We start from the raw sequence: 2,487 nt of genomic DNA on the forward strand, positions 1-2,487 counted from the left end.
GTGCTGAGCAACGCGGCCCTGCTCCTCGTCGCCGGCCACGAGACGACCGTCAACCTCATCGCCAACGGCATGCTCACCCTCCTGCGGCACCCCGAGGTGCTCGACCGGCTACGCCGCGGCGACGAACCCGATCTGGCCGCCCGGGTGGTCGAGGAACTCCTGCGCTACGAACCACCGGTACATGTCCTGCAAAACCGGAACACCCTCGACGACATCGAGGTCGCCGGCACCACCATCCCCCAGGGCTCACCGGTCACACTCGTGCTGGCCGCCGGCAGCCGCGACCCGGCCGACGTCCCCGATCCCGACCGCTTCGATCCCGACCGCGAGCACAACGAACACATGGGCTTCGGCGGCGGCGTCCACTACTGCTTCGGTGCCCCGTTGGCTCGTCCCGAGACGCAGATCGCCATCACCGAGCTCGCACGCCGGCTGAAGAACCCCCGACTCGTCGCCGACCCGCCGCCCTACCGCCCGAATCCCACCCTGCGAGGCCCCCGCCACCTCCTCGTCGAGTTCGATGGCGTCAGCCCCGCGGGGCCTGTCGGGACTGTCCAGCTAACGGTGTAACGGTTGATGTTGGTGCTACGGGTGGACCACTGGCGGGTGGGTCTACTTCCGGCCGGCGTGCAGGCGTCCGTCGAAGGTGACGTCGAACGCGTTCAGCGCGGCTTTCCACTTGTTCGACCAGCGTTTGCGGGCGGGGTGCCGGTGGGGTCCAGGGCCATGGTGGCCAGGTAGGGGTCTGGGGAGTATTGGGGCCCGAGAGTAACGGCACGGCGTTCAGTTCCCTGAACACCCCTGTGCGAGGCTGCGCGGGTGACAGACGACCGGCTGGCACGGTTCCGCGGACGTGGCCCCGAGGCTGTGGGCCAACGCCGCCATCGACGAGGCGAAGAAGTTCTACGCCGACAACGCGCTGGCCGGCCCCGCACCCTGGCTCTTCGACCTCGCCAAGCTGTGGTCGTTCAGCGACTTCTACAGGCACATCGACCCCGACACGGCCGCGTTCGCAGGCCGCTTCAACACCGAGCTGGTCGACCCGCACAAGAGCGACTGCGAGAACTACGTCGCACAGGCGCTCTACCAGCACGAAGGCGCCTACCAGCCGTTCTTCGACCTGGACGGCCTGGAGTGGCCGGTAATCCGTCCCCCGGCCACGGCCACCGTATGGACAACCGCACCCATCCACGACCAGCCGGTGGAACTGCCGGACGATGTGGACAGCCCCGAGGCTGAGGATCTCGCGGAATGGATCGCCGCTGGTCTCGATTTCGTCACCGACACGGACTGAACCATCCCCGCTCACGCCGGCCGGTCGAGCGTGCTCTACGCCATCACCCCAGAGAAGTGGGCGTGCGGACCAGCGGGTGAGGTCGCCGGGCTCGGCCGAGGGCCCCGGCCGGCAGCGCCGCCTGATCCGCATCCGTAGACGGACGCGGTTATCGCCGGCGGAGGCGGTACGGGCAGGATGTGTGTGTGGTCCTACCGATTCACGACATCAACCCGCTGCGTCGCCGGCCGGTTGTCACCTGGCTACTGATAGCAGTGAACGTCGCCGTCTTCGTGCTCTTCGAGCCGATCGTGACCTCGGTCGCCGGATTCACCACGGCGACCCCGCAGAGCGTCTGCGAACAGCAGCGGTTCTTCGACCACTGGGGCGCGGTTCCCGCCGAGATGTTGGAGAATCGTCCCTCCCAGGAGGTGCCGAACGGCCGGTCCGCGGGCGTGGACCCGCAGGGCCGCGTGCTGTGCGAGCTGGAGTCGCCGCCGTCGTTCACCAAGTCGCCGGTCGTGTCGGTGCTGACGTCGATGTTCCTGCACGGAAGCTGGCTGCACCTGATTGGGAACATGCTGTTCCTCGGTGTGTTCGGTAACAACGTGGAAGACCGTATGGGACGGTTCCTTTACCTGATCTTCTACCTGGTGTGCGGGTACACGGCTGCTTACGGGTTCGCGCTGTTCGAGGGACACTCGAGCACAACGCTCATCGGCGCCTCCGGTGCCGTGGCCGGTGTGCTGGGTGCCTATCTCGTCGTCTTCCCGAGGGCGCGGGTCATAGGCCTTGTCACCTTCCTGTTCTTCCTGCCGTTCTGGCTGCCGGCCTGGCTGGTGCTCGGGTTCTGGTTCTTGCTGCAATACATTTACTTCACCGGTACGGGTGTTGCTGAGGGTGGTAGTGTCGCCTACGGTGCCCATGTGGTCGGATTCATTTTCGGTGCGCTGGCCGTCACACCGTTCGTCCGTGAACTGCGAGCCGCGGGGCCAGCGCGACGCGACGCCCCCGACCACCGGTGGGTCCGCCGAACCCCCTGGTCCTAACCGGTCGAAGAGCGCACGATTATGATTTTTTCGCATGCTCGGAGGCTCCGAACGCCCCGAACGCCTGGTCAGCCGGAGAGTACGCGATGATGATTTTTCCCGCGCGTGGACACGGGCCGGCGCTCGTCCACCGAACTACCGCGGTGGACGAGCGCATCACACCCA

3 protein-coding genes are annotated in these 2,487 nt (G+C 66.8%); all 3 read left to right on the plus strand.

The window, feature by feature from the left end; all coding sequences use genetic code 11:
* Positions 1 to 570 (plus strand): cytochrome P450 (locus DD1DGNOD_RS14880; protein ID WP_131770406.1); only part of this gene is annotated, 570 nt, incomplete at its 5' end.
* Between the two features lie 283 nt (positions 571 to 853).
* The gene (locus DD1DGNOD_RS14885; RefSeq protein WP_131767041.1) at positions 854 to 1,294 is read left to right on the plus strand and encodes a hypothetical protein; all 441 of its coding nucleotides are present in this window, start codon (positions 854 to 856) and stop codon (positions 1,292 to 1,294) included.
* A gap of 185 nt (positions 1,295 to 1,479) precedes the next feature.
* Positions 1,480 to 2,322 carry a rhomboid family intramembrane serine protease gene (locus tag DD1DGNOD_RS14890; RefSeq protein ID WP_131767042.1) on the plus strand — a complete coding sequence of 281 codons (843 nt, stop codon included), beginning with the start codon at positions 1,480 to 1,482 and terminating at the stop codon, positions 2,320 to 2,322.
* The last annotated feature ends 165 nt before the right edge of the window (positions 2,323 to 2,487 follow it).

The organism is Candidatus Protofrankia californiensis, from assembly GCF_900634765.1.
Taxonomy (GTDB): domain Bacteria; phylum Actinomycetota; class Actinomycetes; order Frankiales; family Frankiaceae; genus Protofrankia; species Protofrankia californiensis.